This is a genomic window from Treponema brennaborense DSM 12168, assembly GCF_000212415.1.
Taxonomy (GTDB): domain Bacteria; phylum Spirochaetota; class Spirochaetia; order Treponematales; family Treponemataceae; genus Treponema_F; species Treponema_F brennaborense.
Genome location: NC_015500.1, coordinates 34,294 through 50,361 on the forward strand (window position 1 = coordinate 34,294; position 16,068 = coordinate 50,361).

General features: G+C 52.2%; 13 protein-coding genes. 9 read left to right on the top strand and 4 right to left on the bottom strand.

Features of this window, described 5'->3' with window-relative positions; all coding sequences use genetic code 11:
* The first annotated feature begins 1 nt into the window (after window position 1).
* The 7 genes from TREBR_RS00135 to yfcE all read left to right on the top strand — a co-directional run bounded on the left by TREBR_RS00135 (window position 2) and on the right by yfcE (window position 10,449).
* Window positions 2-2,668: a hypothetical protein gene (locus tag TREBR_RS00135; protein ID WP_013757206.1), complete on the top strand. Its 2,667-nt coding sequence runs from the start codon at window positions 2-4 to the stop codon at window positions 2,666-2,668.
* A gap of 13 nt (window positions 2,669-2,681) precedes the next feature.
* On the top strand, window positions 2,682-5,783 hold the full coding sequence (locus TREBR_RS00140; RefSeq protein WP_013757207.1) for a right-handed parallel beta-helix repeat-containing protein: 3,102 nt from the start codon (window positions 2,682-2,684) through the stop codon (window positions 5,781-5,783).
* Window positions 5,784-6,652: 869 nt separating this feature from the next.
* Window positions 6,653-7,345 carry a DUF6261 family protein gene (locus tag TREBR_RS00150; protein ID WP_013757209.1) on the top strand — a complete coding sequence of 231 codons (693 nt, stop codon included), beginning with the start codon at window positions 6,653-6,655 and terminating at the stop codon, window positions 7,343-7,345.
* 96 nt (window positions 7,346-7,441) lie between these two features.
* Window positions 7,442-8,194 (top strand): TrmH family RNA methyltransferase, encoded by a 753-nt coding sequence (locus TREBR_RS00155; protein ID WP_013757210.1) that lies wholly within the window; start codon window positions 7,442-7,444, stop codon window positions 8,192-8,194.
* A 134-nt stretch (window positions 8,195-8,328) separates the two neighbouring features.
* Entirely contained in the window at window positions 8,329-8,844 is a 516-nt protein-coding gene (locus TREBR_RS00160) for a DNA-deoxyinosine glycosylase (protein WP_013757211.1), read from the top strand.
* A 179-nt stretch (window positions 8,845-9,023) separates the two neighbouring features.
* Window positions 9,024-9,899, top strand: a complete 876-nt coding sequence (locus TREBR_RS13335; RefSeq protein WP_013757212.1) for a phosphatase PAP2 family protein — start codon at window positions 9,024-9,026, stop codon at window positions 9,897-9,899.
* Window positions 9,900-9,903: 4 nt separating this feature from the next.
* Entirely contained in the window at window positions 9,904-10,449 is a 546-nt protein-coding gene (gene yfcE, locus TREBR_RS00170; RefSeq protein WP_013757213.1) for a phosphodiesterase, read from the top strand.
* Here the strand turns inward: yfcE and TREBR_RS00175 are convergent.
* From TREBR_RS00175 to TREBR_RS00185, 3 genes are read right to left on the bottom strand one after another with little or no spacing between them, the layout of a single operon-like run.
* Window positions 10,429-10,887 carry an RrF2 family transcriptional regulator gene (locus TREBR_RS00175; RefSeq protein WP_013757214.1) on the bottom strand — a complete coding sequence of 153 codons (459 nt, stop codon included), beginning with the start codon at window positions 10,885-10,887 and terminating at the stop codon, window positions 10,429-10,431. The two genes, yfcE and TREBR_RS00175, sit on opposite strands and share 21 nt — an antisense overlap.
* A 59-nt stretch (window positions 10,888-10,946) precedes the next feature.
* Window positions 10,947-12,428, bottom strand: a complete 1,482-nt coding sequence (locus TREBR_RS00180; RefSeq protein WP_013757215.1) for a pyridoxal phosphate-dependent decarboxylase family protein — start codon at window positions 12,426-12,428, stop codon at window positions 10,947-10,949.
* Window positions 12,415-13,776: a diaminobutyrate--2-oxoglutarate transaminase family protein gene (locus TREBR_RS00185; RefSeq protein ID WP_013757216.1), complete on the bottom strand. Its 1,362-nt coding sequence runs from the start codon at window positions 13,774-13,776 to the stop codon at window positions 12,415-12,417. Before TREBR_RS00185 ends, TREBR_RS00180 begins: the two co-directional genes overlap by 14 nt.
* A 252-nt stretch (window positions 13,777-14,028) precedes the next feature.
* On the opposite strand from TREBR_RS00185, the gene TREBR_RS00190 reads away from it, so the two are divergent.
* A complete protein-coding gene (locus tag TREBR_RS00190; protein WP_281054884.1) occupies window positions 14,029-14,253 on the top strand; it encodes an Rrf2 family transcriptional regulator in 225 nt (74 codons plus the stop codon).
* Window positions 14,254-14,471: 218 nt separating this feature from the next.
* Window positions 14,472-15,371, top strand: a complete 900-nt coding sequence (locus TREBR_RS00195) for a DUF368 domain-containing protein (RefSeq protein WP_013757217.1) — start codon at window positions 14,472-14,474, stop codon at window positions 15,369-15,371.
* Window positions 15,372-15,491: 120 nt separating this feature from the next.
* Here TREBR_RS00195 and TREBR_RS00200 read toward each other — a convergent pair whose 3' ends face one another.
* Window positions 15,492-16,052 carry a hypothetical protein gene (locus tag TREBR_RS00200; protein ID WP_013757218.1) on the bottom strand — a complete coding sequence of 187 codons (561 nt, stop codon included), beginning with the start codon at window positions 16,050-16,052 and terminating at the stop codon, window positions 15,492-15,494.
* Between the last annotated feature and the right edge of the window lie 16 nt (window positions 16,053-16,068).

Below are 16,068 nucleotides of genomic sequence, written 5' to 3' on the forward strand. Positions count from 1 at the left end.
TATGAAAAACAGCACTTCGGTTGCAAAGAAAATCTTTTTCGCGCTCGCAATGAGTTTGTTTTCATCGTGCGACATGTGGAACGTGCCGATAAAAGAATATTTTGAAGAATACACGAACACGGCGGCCGTTGTAGATTACGCCTACGGCAAAAGCTATTCGACGGACAGCGGCGGGATGCTTTCCGTTCCGTCGGAAGACGACTGCACCGTAACGTTTTCGCTCAGAAATCCGCAGCTTTACAAACTTACGCCGGGAGTTTCGTTTGCTGATTCAGTTGTCTACGTGGACGGCGGTACGGGATGGAACGAGTCGGACTGTTCGATAAGCCTTTTGCCGGATTTGACTACAATCCGGCTTGTGATGAAAAAAGAATTCCTCGTGCTGAACGATTGCGGAAAAGATTTGAATCCCGTAGTTTCCCTGTACGAGCCGCAGTCCGGGCGCTCTTTTGAAACTTATTCGCTGACGCTCAGGTGCAACACGCCGCCGTCATCGCCCAAAAATACGCTCGTCGTCGTTGATTCCGTGGAGGCAGACGAACACTACAATCAATATCTGCTTTGCTTCAATATGCCGGGAACCGAGGACATGTCGTCCGGTATACAAAGAGATATTAAAACCGTTACGATAAGCAACGGTTCGGGAAACGTGAAATCGTTTGACGTTGTAAACACGAACGGTGCAATTTCGTTTGCCTCCGGTCTGGACATTTCGGCGAACAAGCCGGCAAACCTCGCATCGTTCATAAGCTCCATGGGCGGCTCTTTTGCGGCAAGCGGCGATACAGCTTCTGCGCAGTCAGTCTACTATTACACCGGAGATCCCGTAAGCACGGACAACATCGTGTACACTGTTACGGTTTCCGACGGAAACCTTTCAACGTCCGCGCAGATTTCTTCAAAGGCTGTTCAGCTCGGCGACGTGAGCATAAAAAGTTATGCGTCGGACAGCGTTCTTTCCGACTCGGCAGTTTATGCCCAAGACGGCGGCGGCGACGTGATGACGGTTTCCGTAACGGTACCTGCCGTTTCCGGCTCAGGTGGAAGCGGTTCGGACACTTCGGACGCAACGGCGTTTTACACGATTACAAGATGGAACGATGCAGACGGCGGTTACGAACCGTACGTTTCAGGAAGCGGCAAAGGAACCGCGGTTGCGGCTCTGGCTTCGGGCAAATACAGACTGGAAGCTTATGCACAAAAAGCGACGTTCGTGGACAGCAATGTAAAAACGGTTTCCGACATAGTTGTAACGGCAAATCGCGTTTATGTGAATGCCGATATTCCCGGCTCGCGTGAATACGGAACTGCGGCGGAACCTTTGGCGACGCTGCAGGACGCGGTAAGCATGATTAAAAAATATACTCCGGCCGACGCGATTTCAACAATCAATATGCTTTCCGATGTAACCTATCCGTCCGGTGCGGCCGCCGTTGAAGTGAGCCTTTCCGATTTTAGCGGCGGAATCGAACTGACGGTTCAAGGCGTGGATGAAAACGGAACTGCCAAAAACAGGACGATCGACGCCGCCGCGTCAGCCGGCAACAAACGGCGTGTCATGAACGTTGCGGGTGCGTCCGGCGGCGGTTTGCCTTCAATCGGCGTCGCGCTGAAAAACCTTACGCTTACAGGCGGCGATTGGGACGGCGACGGCGGCGGTATTTGCGTTTCCGGCGGAACTTGCACGATAACGGACGGAGTGATAAAAGCAAACAGAGCAGGCTCCGGCGGCGGTGTAATTATTGACGGCGGCGGAACATTCACAATGGCCGGTGATGCCTGTAAAATTACGGGGAATTCTGCAGACAACTGGTGCGGCGGTGTCCGGATAAAAACCGGAACATTCACCATGTCTGCCGGAGAAATAAGCGGAAATGAAACAAGTGATAGTGCGCAATGTGCCGCTGTAACGATGGATAACGAGGCCGGTGCTTGTACGTTCAATTTTACAGGCGGAACGATAAAAGAGAATACTGCTAATGGTTCTAAAATAGCTCCCGGTATACGGCGTAGTAATTGTTCAGGCGGTTCATTTAACATGTCAGGCACTGCCTGTGTAGCAGGCGGCAATTATATTTATGTAGGTACAACCGCTTCTGACAAGATTACCGTTAACGATAATTTCACCGGCTCGGCCGCAATAACGTACGGCAGCGGAAACGACAGTGCGGGTGCTGAAATCCTGAATTTCGATTCAACTGCAACATGGGCAATGTGCAATCGTTTTTCGCTTACTGCCCTTTCGGCAGAATCGGCAGCAGACGGCATAAGCAGACTGTATATGATAGCTCCGGGCGGTACAACCGGAAAAATTGCAAAAGCGGGCGTTGCCGGAACTATAACTTTAGACGGAATAGAGTATAAACTCGGCATAAGGCAGGACCCGGCTAGCACCGCAAAAGCCGGAACAACGACGATAACGATGACTCTTACCGCTTCGGGCGGCGCAGAAGTTCCGAATCCTTCAAGTGCAACACTTACATTGTACCAGAACGGAGCTTCACTGGGGGCTATAACCGGATGTACGGCGACGGCAACAGATGGCCTGCCTTCAATCAAGCTGCCGGACTGGCTGCCAGCAGGTTCTTATCAAGTATACGTGGAAGCGACTATAAGAAGCAAAACGTATTCAGGCAGCTGCGGCCTGCAAATCAGCTCAAGTGATTAGAGGAGACAAGTACATGAAAAAGAAGCTATTTTACCGGAGCGTTTTTGCTGCAATGTCGGCAGCTGCGCTGCTGCTTTCAGCCTCATGCACAAACATATTCTCCGCTGCGCAGGCGGAAGCTGCGCAGACAGCAGACGGAATGTGCTCTCTGAACGTAAACGCATCGTATGCGCGCTCCGCATACCCTTCCGCCCTGCCGCAGCTGTTCTACTATGCCGTCATTCACAACGAGACAAGCGGCACATACTGTTCGGCAGCCGGAACAAGCGGCGATCCTGTGTATCTTAAAAATTCAGCAGGCGATACCGCCACGGCTTCTCCCGTATTCCTGTTTCCCCTGCAGACAGCCGGCTGGAACGGAACGATTACGCTTTACGGATTTTCCTCCGGTTACAACGGTTCGTCACACAGTGCCGACTGTCTGGTAAGCGGCAGCGGAACTTTCACTGTAGCTGCAGGCAGCAAAACGGCTGCCGCAGCCGTAAACGTTTCCCTGAACGGAACATACAAAGACACTGCGAAAGGTTCTATCAGTCTGAAAATTTTACTTTCAGATGATTTATCTGCTGAAATCGAAAACAAAGACAATATTACTTTGAAATGTGCTAACAAAATGGACGACGCTCCTTTATCGCTTGACGCAAGTCTTTCAGGTACAGTCCTGACATTATCAGCTTCCGAAGTTGCTGCCGGAACATACTCGTTGGCACTGGAATTTTCGGACGGTACAAACCTCGTTGCAACGGATTATGTTACGCAGACAATATCCGTATTCCCCGGACTTACGACAGACAAATGGTATGCAGCGAGCGGCTCGGAAGAAGAAACTTTGTCAGTTAACTGTAACACCGGAACGATTTATTACGTATGCGGTGATAATCCTTTAAGATTGGCTGACGAGGGAAAAGACACGAATTCAGGACTTTCCGCCGGGGCGCCGCTTAAAACCGTCGCCGCCGCAGCCGCAAAATGCATAGCGTATGACACGGCGTATACGATTTACGTTGACGGCACGACGACGGAAACGGCGCAGATTGTAATCGGGGATGGTAATGGACAACCGGTCGTAACGGTAACGATAAAAAGCTTCGTTCCTGCTGTGGCAGGAAGCGAAATAAACCCGAACGCAACAATTGCGCGCGGTACAGGCGAGGACGACAACAACATGAGCGTGATACTGGTTGAAGAAAACGCCACGCTCAATATGATGGACATAACGATTGACGGCTCTAATGTTGAAAACGACGGAAACGGTGCCTGCATTGACATGGGCGGCACAGGCTGTACGCTTACAAACTGCGTCATTCAAAACGGAACGCTTAACACGAGCAGAACTAATCTTGACGGCGGCGGCATTTACGCAAAAAGCGGCACGTTGACCCTTGATAAATCAAAAGTCCGGAACTGCACGTCCGTTAGAGCTGGCGGCGGCATCTACAGCGCAGGAACGCTTACGCTTACCGGCTGCACAATACAAAACTGCAAAGTTCTAACGGCTGGCCCGGCTGGTCAAGGCGGCGGGCTGTACATTTTTAATGGCAGCGTAACCATGAGCGGCGGAACAATTTCCGGTAATACGGCAGAAGGTTCTTCAGCAGGATATGGCGGCGGTGTGTACAATAACGGTACTTTCAATATGAGCGGCTCGGCCGTCGTTGATTCGGATAACGACGTGTATCTGGTGAGCGGCAAGACGATTACTGTTACCGGTGTGCTCACCGGAACCGCGCCGGTTGCCACGATTACGCCGGAAGACTGTACGACTAACCCGCAGGTTATTGCGGCGGACGGCGTTTTGCTTGCAGAAGAAGTCTTAAAATTCAGTACTTCAGATACAAATTATATAATTGATGATGCCGGATATATTTGTAAAAAAATAACGGGCAGTTCTCTATCTGCTTCTGAGCTTTCAACTCGCAATTACATTTTTGAATCAACAACAATTTCAGATGATAGCGTTTCAATTTCAAGTGATACAATTATAAAGTGTGCAGATGGAGTAACACTAACAACACCGCCTATAACAATTGCTTCTGGGAATACTCTTGAATTTTCCAGTATGGGGGATGTAACTACCAAGCCTGTTATAACAAGTTCAAATACTTCTTCTTCTTTGCTTACTGTAAGCGGGGGCACGTTTACAGCGAATAATGTTGAAATAAAAGGTAATACAAGTGCTAGTAATGTCGCAGGAGCTTGCCTAAATATAAGCGGCGGAACAGCAAATCTAACGAATGTAGATTTTACAGGTAATATAGCAGGCGGAACAATAACAGGCGGCTGTATTTATGCAACTGGTACAAGTTCTGTAACATACAACGGCGGAACTTTTACTGCTGCTGACGGTTCAACCGGAGGCAATGCAACCGGATTCTTGGCATATGCCGCTGGTTCTTCAACGCTACGTATTTCGAACGTTGAAATTACCCGTAATACTGTAAAAAATCTTATTTATACGCAAGATTCTGTAAAACTCTCACTTTCAAAGTGCAAAGTTACCGACAATACATTAAGTAATTCGTCTGATAATTCAGGTCTGTTGTTGACCTCATCTTCTGAAAATACAGAGAATGTAATAGAAGAATGTACGGTTTCAAATAATACATTTGATTCAGCTAGTCAAGGTTATATCGGTCAAATTATTTATTACAGCGGAAGCGGGGGCGTGTTAACAATCGATAAAAGCACTTTTTCATCAAATACAGGAACTGGTAATAATGGGGCAATAATCGCAGTCGCTTTCGGTGCTACAATCAAGGTAACCGGAGGAACTTATTCGGAGAATGAGATTGGTAATACCGCAGACTCTTCTGTATGTAAGGGCGGAGCTTTCTATTGCGCAGGAATATTGAGTATTTCCAAAGACAGTTCAAATAACGAAACTCAAATAAAAAATAATAAATTATCTTCAGAGCAATACGCTCGTGGACCTGCAATTTATATTGAAGCAGCAGGGATTGTAACAACAGATACGGAAACGGTGATTACCGGTAACACAAAAGATGATAGAGAGTCTCGTAATAATCAGAGTTATGGACAAATATATTGCGAAACTGAAGGAACTTACAATTTCGTAACTGCAACTTCAAATACTAATTATCTTAATGCGGAATAATTTCCAAAGCGGTGTTATGTCAGGAGCGTTCGCTGCAAGTGGCACTGCTACTGTGTAAAGTGCCCGCGTGTGAGCGTACTGCGCAAGGGATTGGCAGGAGTAGACCACAGCGAGGCGGAGCCGAGCGAGGACTACTCCAGAAAGCCCGGTTTTGTGCGCTTGTAAAGCGCGCAAAATGCGCCCTTTTATTTGGTGTCCGCGGGGGCTGTCAGCCTGTGATGATGCAAGCCTCTGGACCGCGCAGGAATTTTGCTTGCAATATGCAAAAAACCATGTGATACTAAATATATGCAAAAAGTAAGATTGTCCGGTGTAAACTGCTCGGCACGCAGAATCCTGCACACATCATCAGTCATACGTGGCGGCAGCTGTCTCGGCAGCGCGTACAATTGCGCCGTTTCCTGTCGGACTAAGGGCACCGCTTATGGCATCGCCGATCATACCTTTGCCGATAATAACTTGGGCTTCCGCGTGGTGCGCAGCCTGTAAAGCTGTGGTGCACGGTGTTCCGCAGGGCAACTTGGCATGATTTTGCCTCGTGGAATTATTCCGCAGGGCAACTTGGCATGATTTTGCCTCGCGGAATTATTCCGCAGGGCAACTTGGCGTGTTTTTGCCTCGCGGAATTATTCCGCAGCGTGCCGCGGCCCGTTTTGAAGGCGCGGAATATTTTTTTAGGCAGCTTGGCGCGGTTTTTAAACGGTGCGTTGCAGACTTTTGATATGTTCTTAAAGGAATATAAGATAAAAACCGCCTGCAATATCGTCGGTTTTTATTTTTTATAAGTTTGCGTTGCAAACTTTTTTATCAACGGTGCTTCCTCACTTACATTGCGGAAGCACTTAAAAAGTCAAAATGGGAGAGACTGTATGACTAAACTTATTTCACGGGCGCGCGTTTCGGAAGTGGACACCGTAAGCGACGTTCTTGTCCGACTGTACAAATCGGATGAAAACTTGGCGGAGGACGTTTTCTTAAAAGACGTAATGTCGGAAATCGAAAAAATTTCGGCAGACCTTACGACGGCAATCAAACAAGACAAAGTGTTCAGCCGCCTTGACGAGGCGGACACCGTGCGTGACGAAGCAATCCGCAGCCTCGGCACGCTGCTCGACGGGTACGCTGCGATTCCCGTTCCGGCAAAAAAAGACGCCGCGCAGATTCTGAAGCCGATTTTTGCAAAATACGGAAAAGCCGCCGCGACCGCAAACTACGCAACCGAATCGTCCCTGATAGAAAGCCTGCTTGAAGATTTCGGGGCGGAAAAACTTTCCGGCTCCGTTTCCGCTTTAGACGGAATTCCGCAAATCCTCGTGCAGATCAGGCAGGCACAGGACGCTTTTAACAAGGCGAACGATGCGTACGTTGCCGCCTCAAGCGTTAAAAGCGAAAGCGCCTCTTCCGTAAAAAAACAGCTCATCGCAATCATCAACGAAAAACTCATTCCGTATGTAGCGGCAATGATAATGGCAAACCCCGGCGTGTACACTCCTTTTACCTCAAAACTCGAAATTGAAATCGGACGCGTCAACGGCATGATAAGCAACCGCAAAGCCGGCTAACAACCGCAAAGCCGGCCGTTCTGACCGGCGTGAGCCGGTTCGCCTTTAATCGCGTTGCGTATAGCATGTAACGCGATTAAAAGGTATACTGTGCGCATGAAAAATAAACAATATCAGGAACTCGCGGTATGCGGGTTTGCCGCGGTAAAAGCGCTGGAAAAAGAACATCCGGAGCGGATCCGGCGGCTGTATTTTACGGCGGAACGGGCCGCGCAGTTCGGCGATTTATGCCGTTTTTTATCTCAGGAAAAAATTCCGTACAATAAAGTGGAAACGCTTGACCTTGAAAAACTGTGCGGCAGCGTGCACCATCAGGGCGTCGTGGCCATGATCGCGCAGCCGGAAATAGAACCGCTCACCGTTGAAATCACCGCCGACTGGGTGCGCGGCGGCGAATCGGCGGTACTGCTCGACCGCGTGGGCAACGCGAACAATCTGGGGGCAATCGTACGGAGCGCGGCGTTTTTCGGGATACGGAATATCGTCATTCCGCTCGACGAAGCGCAGTCTTCGGTTACGACCAGCTCGTACCGCGTTGCGCAGGGCGGCATGGAGTACGTGCGCGTGTATTCGGTACGCTCGGCGGTACGGCTGCTGCAGGACATGAGCGGCAAGATGGTACGCTTCGGAACGGACGTGCGCGGCGCCGCCCCGGTGAGCAATATGGCCCGCCTGCGCGCGGGAAAAGCCGCACTGGTCGTTCTGGGCAATGAAGAAGCGGGAATCTCGCCGCTCATCCGTGAAAACTGCGATCATCTGATTATCATTCCCGCGGTGAACGCCGCCGTCGAAAGCCTGAACGTCGCGCAGGCGGCGTCGATCATTCTGTACGAATTGGCGAAAGAGTAAAACCGCCGTGCGGAACTGAGAGGGACGCACGAATTTCCGTCATTCGCCCGAACGGATGTGCGCCATTCGTGCTCCGTTCGTAACGTGTGTGCGGGATTTGCCTTTCCCGGCGGAAATCGATATAATCGACGCATATGACGTTTCAAAAGATAGAACATCCGCTCGATCCGGTGTACGACGGCGGCAGCCGATTCCTCATTTTGGGTACCATGCCGTCGCCGGTTTCACGGGAAAAGAGTTTTTACTATTCACATCCGCAGAATCGGTTTTGGCAGGTATTGTCCGCCGTATTCGACGTGCCGATTCCGTTTTCCATAGAAGATAAGGTAAAACTGATTCTTACGCATAAATTGGCCCTCTGGGACGTGCTCGCTTCGTGCGAAATAAAAGGTGCGGACGACGCTTCCATCAAAAATCCGATAGCGAACGATTTCGGCGCGCTGCTTGCGGCGGCTCCCGTTGAGCGGATTTTTACGACCGGGCAGCAGGCGTACAAGCTGTATACGAAACTGTGTTTGCCGGTAACCGGCATAGAAGCGGAACCGCTGCCTTCCACCAGTCCGGCAAACCGCGGCCGTTTTCCGCTGAACAAGTTGATAGAAGAATACACCGTGCTGCGTACCGGACGCAAACCGGGTTTGATTTTATAGCCATTTTAGGACGGCGTGAAAGCGCCGCTTAGACGGCAGCGTATTTGCCGCTGGCAACTGCGGCGGCCCAAACTGCGGCTGAAACGTGCAGCCCAGACGGCAACCCAAAGAGTGCAGCCCAAACTGCGGCGGCGGCCGTCCAACCGGCGCCGCACCTTTCAATTTTTTGAGGAGAATATATGAAACCGTTGTACAAATTTATCGGATTTTTTACCATGCTCGCCGTATGTGCGGGTGCGTTTAGCGCGGCGGAAAGCGTCTCGTTCAGACCGGACGTTTTCGGAGTACGCGCGCCGGCTTCGCCCGTTGCGTTCAAGGATTTTTTTGCCGGCTCCGCGGGCGTCTTTGCCCTTGACCCGCTGTACGACGGATTAATCGCCGGCGGCGGCGCGGCTCTGACGGGTACGGCGTTCGTTTTGGATAAAGTGAACGGTACTCCCGTCTGGGACGGAACCGCTTACGATAAAGATTCCGTAAATCCGTTTGACCGGTGGGCCATGCGGCCGTACTCCCGCGCGTGGCATATTTCGGGAACGGTTACCGAAGCGCTCGCCATGTTGACGCCGGCCGTTCTTGCCGTGGCCGATAAAGAGGAATGGGGCGTCATCGGCGTCATGTACGCCGAATCCGTGCTGTGGTCGTACGGGTTAAAAGAAACGGTTAAAACGTTCGCGGAACGGAAACGGCCGTACATGTATTTCGACGGCGCGCCTTCCGATAAAATTTCCGACGGCGATTTTGCACGTTCGTTTCCGTCGGGACATACGACGATGGCGTTCAACGGCGCGGTCTTTACCAGCTACGTGTTCGCAAAATACTTTCCTGACTCGAAGCTGAAAATTCCGGTGATTGCCGGAAGCATGTCGATTGCGGTTGCGACTGCGGTTCAGCGCATATTGAGCGGCAATCACTTCATGACCGACGTACTTGCCGGTGCGGTTTTGGGCAGTGCGACCGGATTTTTGGTTCCGTTCCTGCACACGCTGCCGCTTGCGGACAAGGGGCTGCGGCCGGTGGTAACGCCCGCGAGCATGTCGCTGCAATACCGGTGGTAAGCGTGTGAAATATCTGATCTGTTCGGACATACACGGTTCGGCGGCAGCCGCCGGTTTGCTGATCGGCTGGTTTGAAAAGCTGCGCTGCGACCGGCTGGTCATTTTGGGCGACACGCTGTATCACGGACCGCGTAATCCGCTGCCGCCGGGGCACGATCCGAAGGGCGTCGTCGATTTGCTGAACCCGTACGCAGACAGAATCGTCGCGTGCCGGGGAAATTGCGATGCCGAAGTGGATCAGATGCTGCTTGCGTTTCCGACGATGGGCGACACGGCGCTGATCGTCGACGACGGCGTGCGGCTGGTGGCTTCTCACGGGCACGTGTATTCGCCCGAACGTTTGCCGCCGCTTTTACCGGGCGACGTGTTCCTGTCGGGGCACACGCACGTTCAAATGCTTGAAAAAAATGCGGACGGCGTCGTGCTGTGCAATCCCGGTTCGGCGGCGCTGCCGAAAGGCGGTTCGCCTGCGGGTTTCGCCGTGTACGAAGCACGGACGCTGACGTTGTACGATATGAACGGAACCGAATTACGGACGCTGCGCGTGTAGCGGCGCCCGCTCGGATACGGGTGCTACGGCCGATTCCTGTGCGGCCAGATCCGCGAGGGTTACGCTGTCCAGATACGAATTGATGGTGGCCGCCAACCCTTCCCAAAACGGCAGCGTTTTGCATTGATTGCAGCGCGGGCATTCGTTTACCGCCGTATCGAGGCAAGCGACCGGAGCGAGATTGCCTTCCGTGATTCTGAGAATTTCACCGATCGTATACTGCGACGCGGGTTTTGCCAATTTATAGCCGCCCTGCTGACCGCGGACGCTGCGCAGCAGTCCGTATTTGCCCAGCAGGGACGTAATCTGTTCCAGATATTTAACCGAAATTTCCTGCCTGCCCGAAATGTCTTTCAAAGCGATGAACTGATCCGAATTCTGAAGCGCCAAGTCTATCATAAAGCGCAGCGCGTAACGGCCGCGGGTGGAGATTTTCATAGTATTCCTCTATGAATTACGATAACATGCGGAGCGCGCAGCTGTCAAGTGAGCAGCCGTCAGCGGCTGAGGCGGCACGTATCCGCCAGATTCCGTATCAAGGCGAGCAGACTGTCCAGTTTTTCGTGCGTAACGAGCGGATTGAGCAGCGTGAACTTGAGGTACGTTGCGCCGGCGAACACGGTCTGACCGATGACGACGCCGTGCTTGTGGATAAGCGTGCGGCGGATCGCCTTGTTCAGTGCGTCCGTTTCCGCGGCGGAAAGGCCGTCCGGCGTGCGGCGGAAGACGACGGAACTGATTTCCGGTGCGGTTACCGTTTGGAATTCCGGATCCGATCGGAGCGCGCCGTATAAGTACGCGGCGTTTTCCATGCAGGCGGAAATGATGTTTGACCAGCCGTCCCTGCCGCGCGTTTGAAACGCAATCCAGACTTTGAGCGCGTCGAACCGGCGCGTCGTCTGCATCGATTTGCCGACCAGATTGGTGTAGCCGTCTTCTTCGTCTTCTTCGCGGTTCAGGTAATCGGCGTGCAGCGTGAGTGCTTCAAAATTACGCCCGTCTTTGAGCAGGAACGCGCCGCAGCTGACCGGCATGACGAACATCTTGTGAAAATCGACCGTTATGGAGTCGCACAGGTTCAAGTTACCGATGCGGCTGCGGTAACGAGCCGACATGACGACGCCGCTGCCGTACGCGGCGTCCGCGTGAAGCCACATGCCGTATTCGGCGCAGACCGCGTGAATCGCCGCCGCGTCGTCGATGCTTCCGTAATCGGTCGTGCCGATCGTTGCGACCGCACAGAACGGCAGGTTTCCGTCGGCAGCGTCTTGTGCAACGAGGCGCCGGAGCGCGGCGACGTCCATTTTCTGCCGTTCGTCTACGGGCACTTTGACGACTGCATCGTATCCCAATCCTAACAGATGCGCGCTTTTTTCCATTGAAAAATGCGCTATTTCGGACGTATATAAGCGGAATTTCCGGTAATTTTCGGGAAGTCCGTATTTTTTGACGTCGTGTCCGAGCACTTTGTTGCAGTATCGGTCGCGCGCCAGCATGATGCCGCTCAAGTTCGACTGCGAGCCGCCCGACGTGAACACACCGTCGCTTGAATCGCCGTATCCGTACAGCCGGCACAATTCTTTTACGACTTCGAGTTCTATTTCGGTTGCGACGGGCGACTGATCCCATGAATCCATGGACTGATTGAACGTGGCGAGCGCCAGTTCCGCGGCGACGGTTTCAATCAGCGCGGGACTGTGCAGGTGCGCCATGTAATCGGTAGAAGCCGTCCGCAGAAAATACGGCAGTATCTTGGTGCGCAGTAATTCCGAGGCGGCGGAAAGGCCGCAGCCGGTTTCGGGAAGGAGCGTCGCGGTGTGAATCGCTTGCTTGAGTTCCTGCGGCGTCAGTCCCGCGTACGCTTTGCCGTCGGTTACGGCGGCGGCAACGTCGTCGATGGTTTTATGCAGCAGTTCCGCGTACGCCCGTTTGGATTCGGGCGAATCGGTCAAAAAAAGCTGATCGTTATGCGCAGGCATCGGTGTTTATCTCCAGTACGACTTTTTCAAACGTGTCGAGCATTCTGTCGATTTCTTCACGCGTTACGTTGAGCGCGCACAGGCACCGCATGACGGCGCCGTTGCGGCCGCCTTTTTCCATAACCAGTTTGTAATCGAAGCAGCGTTTTTGGACGAGCGCCGCGATTTCACCGGAGCCGGGCAGGGAACCCAGCTGGTCGGGTGCTGCCTTCGGATCGACGAATTCGCAGCCGAGCATGAGTCCTTTGCCGCGTACGTCGCCGATGATGGAAACACGCCGTTTCAGTTCGAGCAGTCGGTTCCGGATGATTTCGCCTTTTTCGGCAACGGCGGCAAGAAATTCGGGTTTTGAAACGCGGTTCATGACGACGGTGCCTGCTTTCATGGCAAGCTGATTGCCGCGGAACGTTCCGGCGTGCGCACCCGCAGTCCATTTGTCGAGCTTTTTGTTGTAAACGACGACTGCCAGCGGCTGCGAACCGCCGATCGCTTTGGAGGCAAGGATGACGTCCGGAACGATATCGGCGTATTCAAACGCGAAAAATCTGCCGGAACGGCCGATGCCGCACTGGATTTCGTCAACGATCATCGGAATGCCGAGTTCCGCCGTAACGCGGCGGACAGTTTGCAGAAAACGTATCGGAGCGGGAATGACGCCGCCTTCGCCCTGAATCGGCTCGATGATAACCGCCGCCGGTTTGGTGATGCCGCTTTCGGGATCTTTCAGAACGCGCTCGAAATACGCGCACGCCGCTTTTTCACCCGCTTCCGCGCCCAGTCCGAACGGGCATCGATACGAATACGGGTACGGCAGAAAATGCACGTCGCCCATGAGCGCCGGTATTTTTTCTTTGGCACCGAGGTTTCCGGTAAGCGCGAGCGCGCCGTGTCCCATGCCGTGATACGCGCCGCTGAAAGCGACGACGGCGCTGCGTCCGGTTGCAGTTTTGCATAGTTTTACGGCCGCGTCTACCGCGTCTGATCCTGACGGACTGCAAAATTGGATTTTTGCTGTCTGCTGCAGTTCTTCGGGCAGCAGGTTGAGCAGCGTGCGGACAAAGGTATCTTTTACGGGAGTGGTTAAGTCGAGCGTATGCAATGGAGCGTCGCCGGCGATCATTTCGATCATCGCCTGATTCACTTCAGGATCGTTGTGTCCCAAAGCGAGCGTTCCCGCTCCGCACAGGAAATCAAGATACTTGTTTCCTTCTACGTCCTCAATCCATGAACCCCGGGCTTTTTTCAGGGCAAACGGAAATTTCCGGGGATAACTTCTCGCGCTGGATTCGGTTTCGTCCTGGCGAGCCATGTAAAACTGGTTGGTGGCCGTTGAGTCGGTATGTGCCATACTGAATTCTCCATTACCGGTGGGGTTTGCCGCAGGGCGGCAGTGTTATCGTTTTAACCTCTCTTGCTTTTTTTAGCAGAATAGACGTTCAGTATACGTTATTTTGACTGGGCTCGTCCAGTAGCTTCCCCTTCATTTTCGGAAACTTTCGGCAGAATCGGATAGCGGAATCGGGCGGAGCTTCGTTCCGTTCGATTCCGTTTTTTTTTGCGTGTGTGGGGGAGGGCGGTGCAAAAGCGTTAACTTTCGGCTCTGCCCCCGGAATCGATTTCTTTTTACGACGTGTACGCTGCCGCCGGCTGCGGTGAGCGGGAAATATTCAATTTTCACGAACATCCGAATCCGCTTTGTCCGGTCGGCGGACGTATTCACGACGTACTCGATTCACGGCTGATAGAATTTACCGCCGCGCTCGAAAACAAACTGCGTGAAACGACGCTTGCCGATGCGATCGCCGATCTGCAGTCTCGCCAATGAAAAACGGTTCGGCAAGCCGTCATCATTTCCGGCAAGTCGCTATCCTTTAACGTATTCTTTTCAACGTAATTAAAACCATTTATGCATATAATCGTAAATCACAAATTTCCGGAAAGAACTGCTTTTCCGATTTATTTGCTGTTATGCACAAGACGGATTGCGCGCCGCCGGAGATATAGTATAAAATGAAGCGTATCATTTTTCGGCGGAGGAAACCGATGGAGCAGAAAAACAAGGAACCCGGTGCCGGCGTTCCCGAAACGCGGGAACAGTCGGGCGCACCCTTAGTGAATATCGTTAAGGGAGCGGTTATCGCCATCGGTGCGGTGCTGCCGGGGATCAGCGGCGGCGCGCTGTGCGTCATTTTGGGTATATATCGGCAAGTTATGGCGCTGCTGTGCCATCCGCTGAAAGAAATAAAAAAACAGTGGAAGTTTCTGCTGTTCGTGGGAATCGGATTCGCCGCCGGCACGCTGCTCAGTTCGCGTGTGATCGGCATATTTTTGGAAAAGGCCGAAACGCACGCGCTGTTTCTGTTTATCGGACTGATTGCCGGAACGTTTCCTTCCCTGTTTAAGGAAGCGCGCATTCAAGGAGCGCCGCGGCGTGCGTGGGGTGCACTGTTCGCAGCGGCAGTGCTTATGCTTTCATGGATGATTCCGATGTCGCTCGGCGGCGCCGCGTCGGTAACACCGTCGATCTGGTGGTGGTGTGCGTGCGGCGTGTTGTGGGGACTCGGTATAGTCGTTCCGGGCATGAGCCCGTCAAACATATTTTTATTTTTGGGCCTTGCCGAGCCGATGTACGCCGCGATAGGCCGCTTCGATCTGCGCGTTATAATGCCGATGGGGGTGTGCCTGCTGCTGACGGTGCTCGCGTTGTCGAAAGCGGTCGATTATTGTCTTCGCAGGCAGTACGCGGTGTTTATGCACGCGGTTATCGGCGTCGTTATCGCGTCCACGCTGGTAATTCTGCCGCCGGTCAAACTGCTGATTTCGCGCGGGTACACGTTCGGCACCGGCGCCGTCGATTGGCTGTTGTACGCGCTCTGTTTTGCCGGCGGTTTGGCGTGTGCGCAGCTTTTAAGCCGGATCCGAAAACCGGAACCGCAGGAATAACGGTTGCCCGGAAGCTGCCTATACTTCTGCAGTCCATACGATTGGCGAATTCTCGAAACTCGGTTTATTATATGCGAGGGGCGTGAGGGGGCTTTTGCGTGAAAAGCCCCCGCTGTAATTTCATATTTCGGCTTCGTTTATCGCTTCGTTTCTTTTTTCACTATAATCGAATTTACCCGTTTCTGCGTTGTAAAAGAAGCCGTCAAGTTTCAAAATTTCGGCTTCAGTAACGGCGCATTCTTTGTACAACCAGTTTGCCGTATAAATTTTGGTAGTTGCGTCATATTTTTCCATATTCAGAAAATACGTTTCACGAAAATAGTCGTTCCGTTTTTCGATGATTCGCTTTATATTTTTTGCATCGGTTTTTGAAAAGAACAGATCCCTGTTTCCGGAAACGCTCAGTATTTTATAATTTGCATAATTATGAATGACTGAGTATATAAGATATAATCCGGCAAAAATGAAAAATATGCTGAGTGGTAGATCATTCATTCCATAGATTTTAAATGAGCCGTAACTTATGAATAAAATTCCTAGTGCGGCAGAAAAACCGTCGAATTTTTTCTGAAATCCGATGTAACCCCGGATATCGTCGTATGCAATGAATCTTTTTTGAGCCCAGCATCCGTATTTCTGCTCTATATTTATACCGTCGTTTTCATATTCTATTTTTGTCATCGTCTCTCCCTGTAAT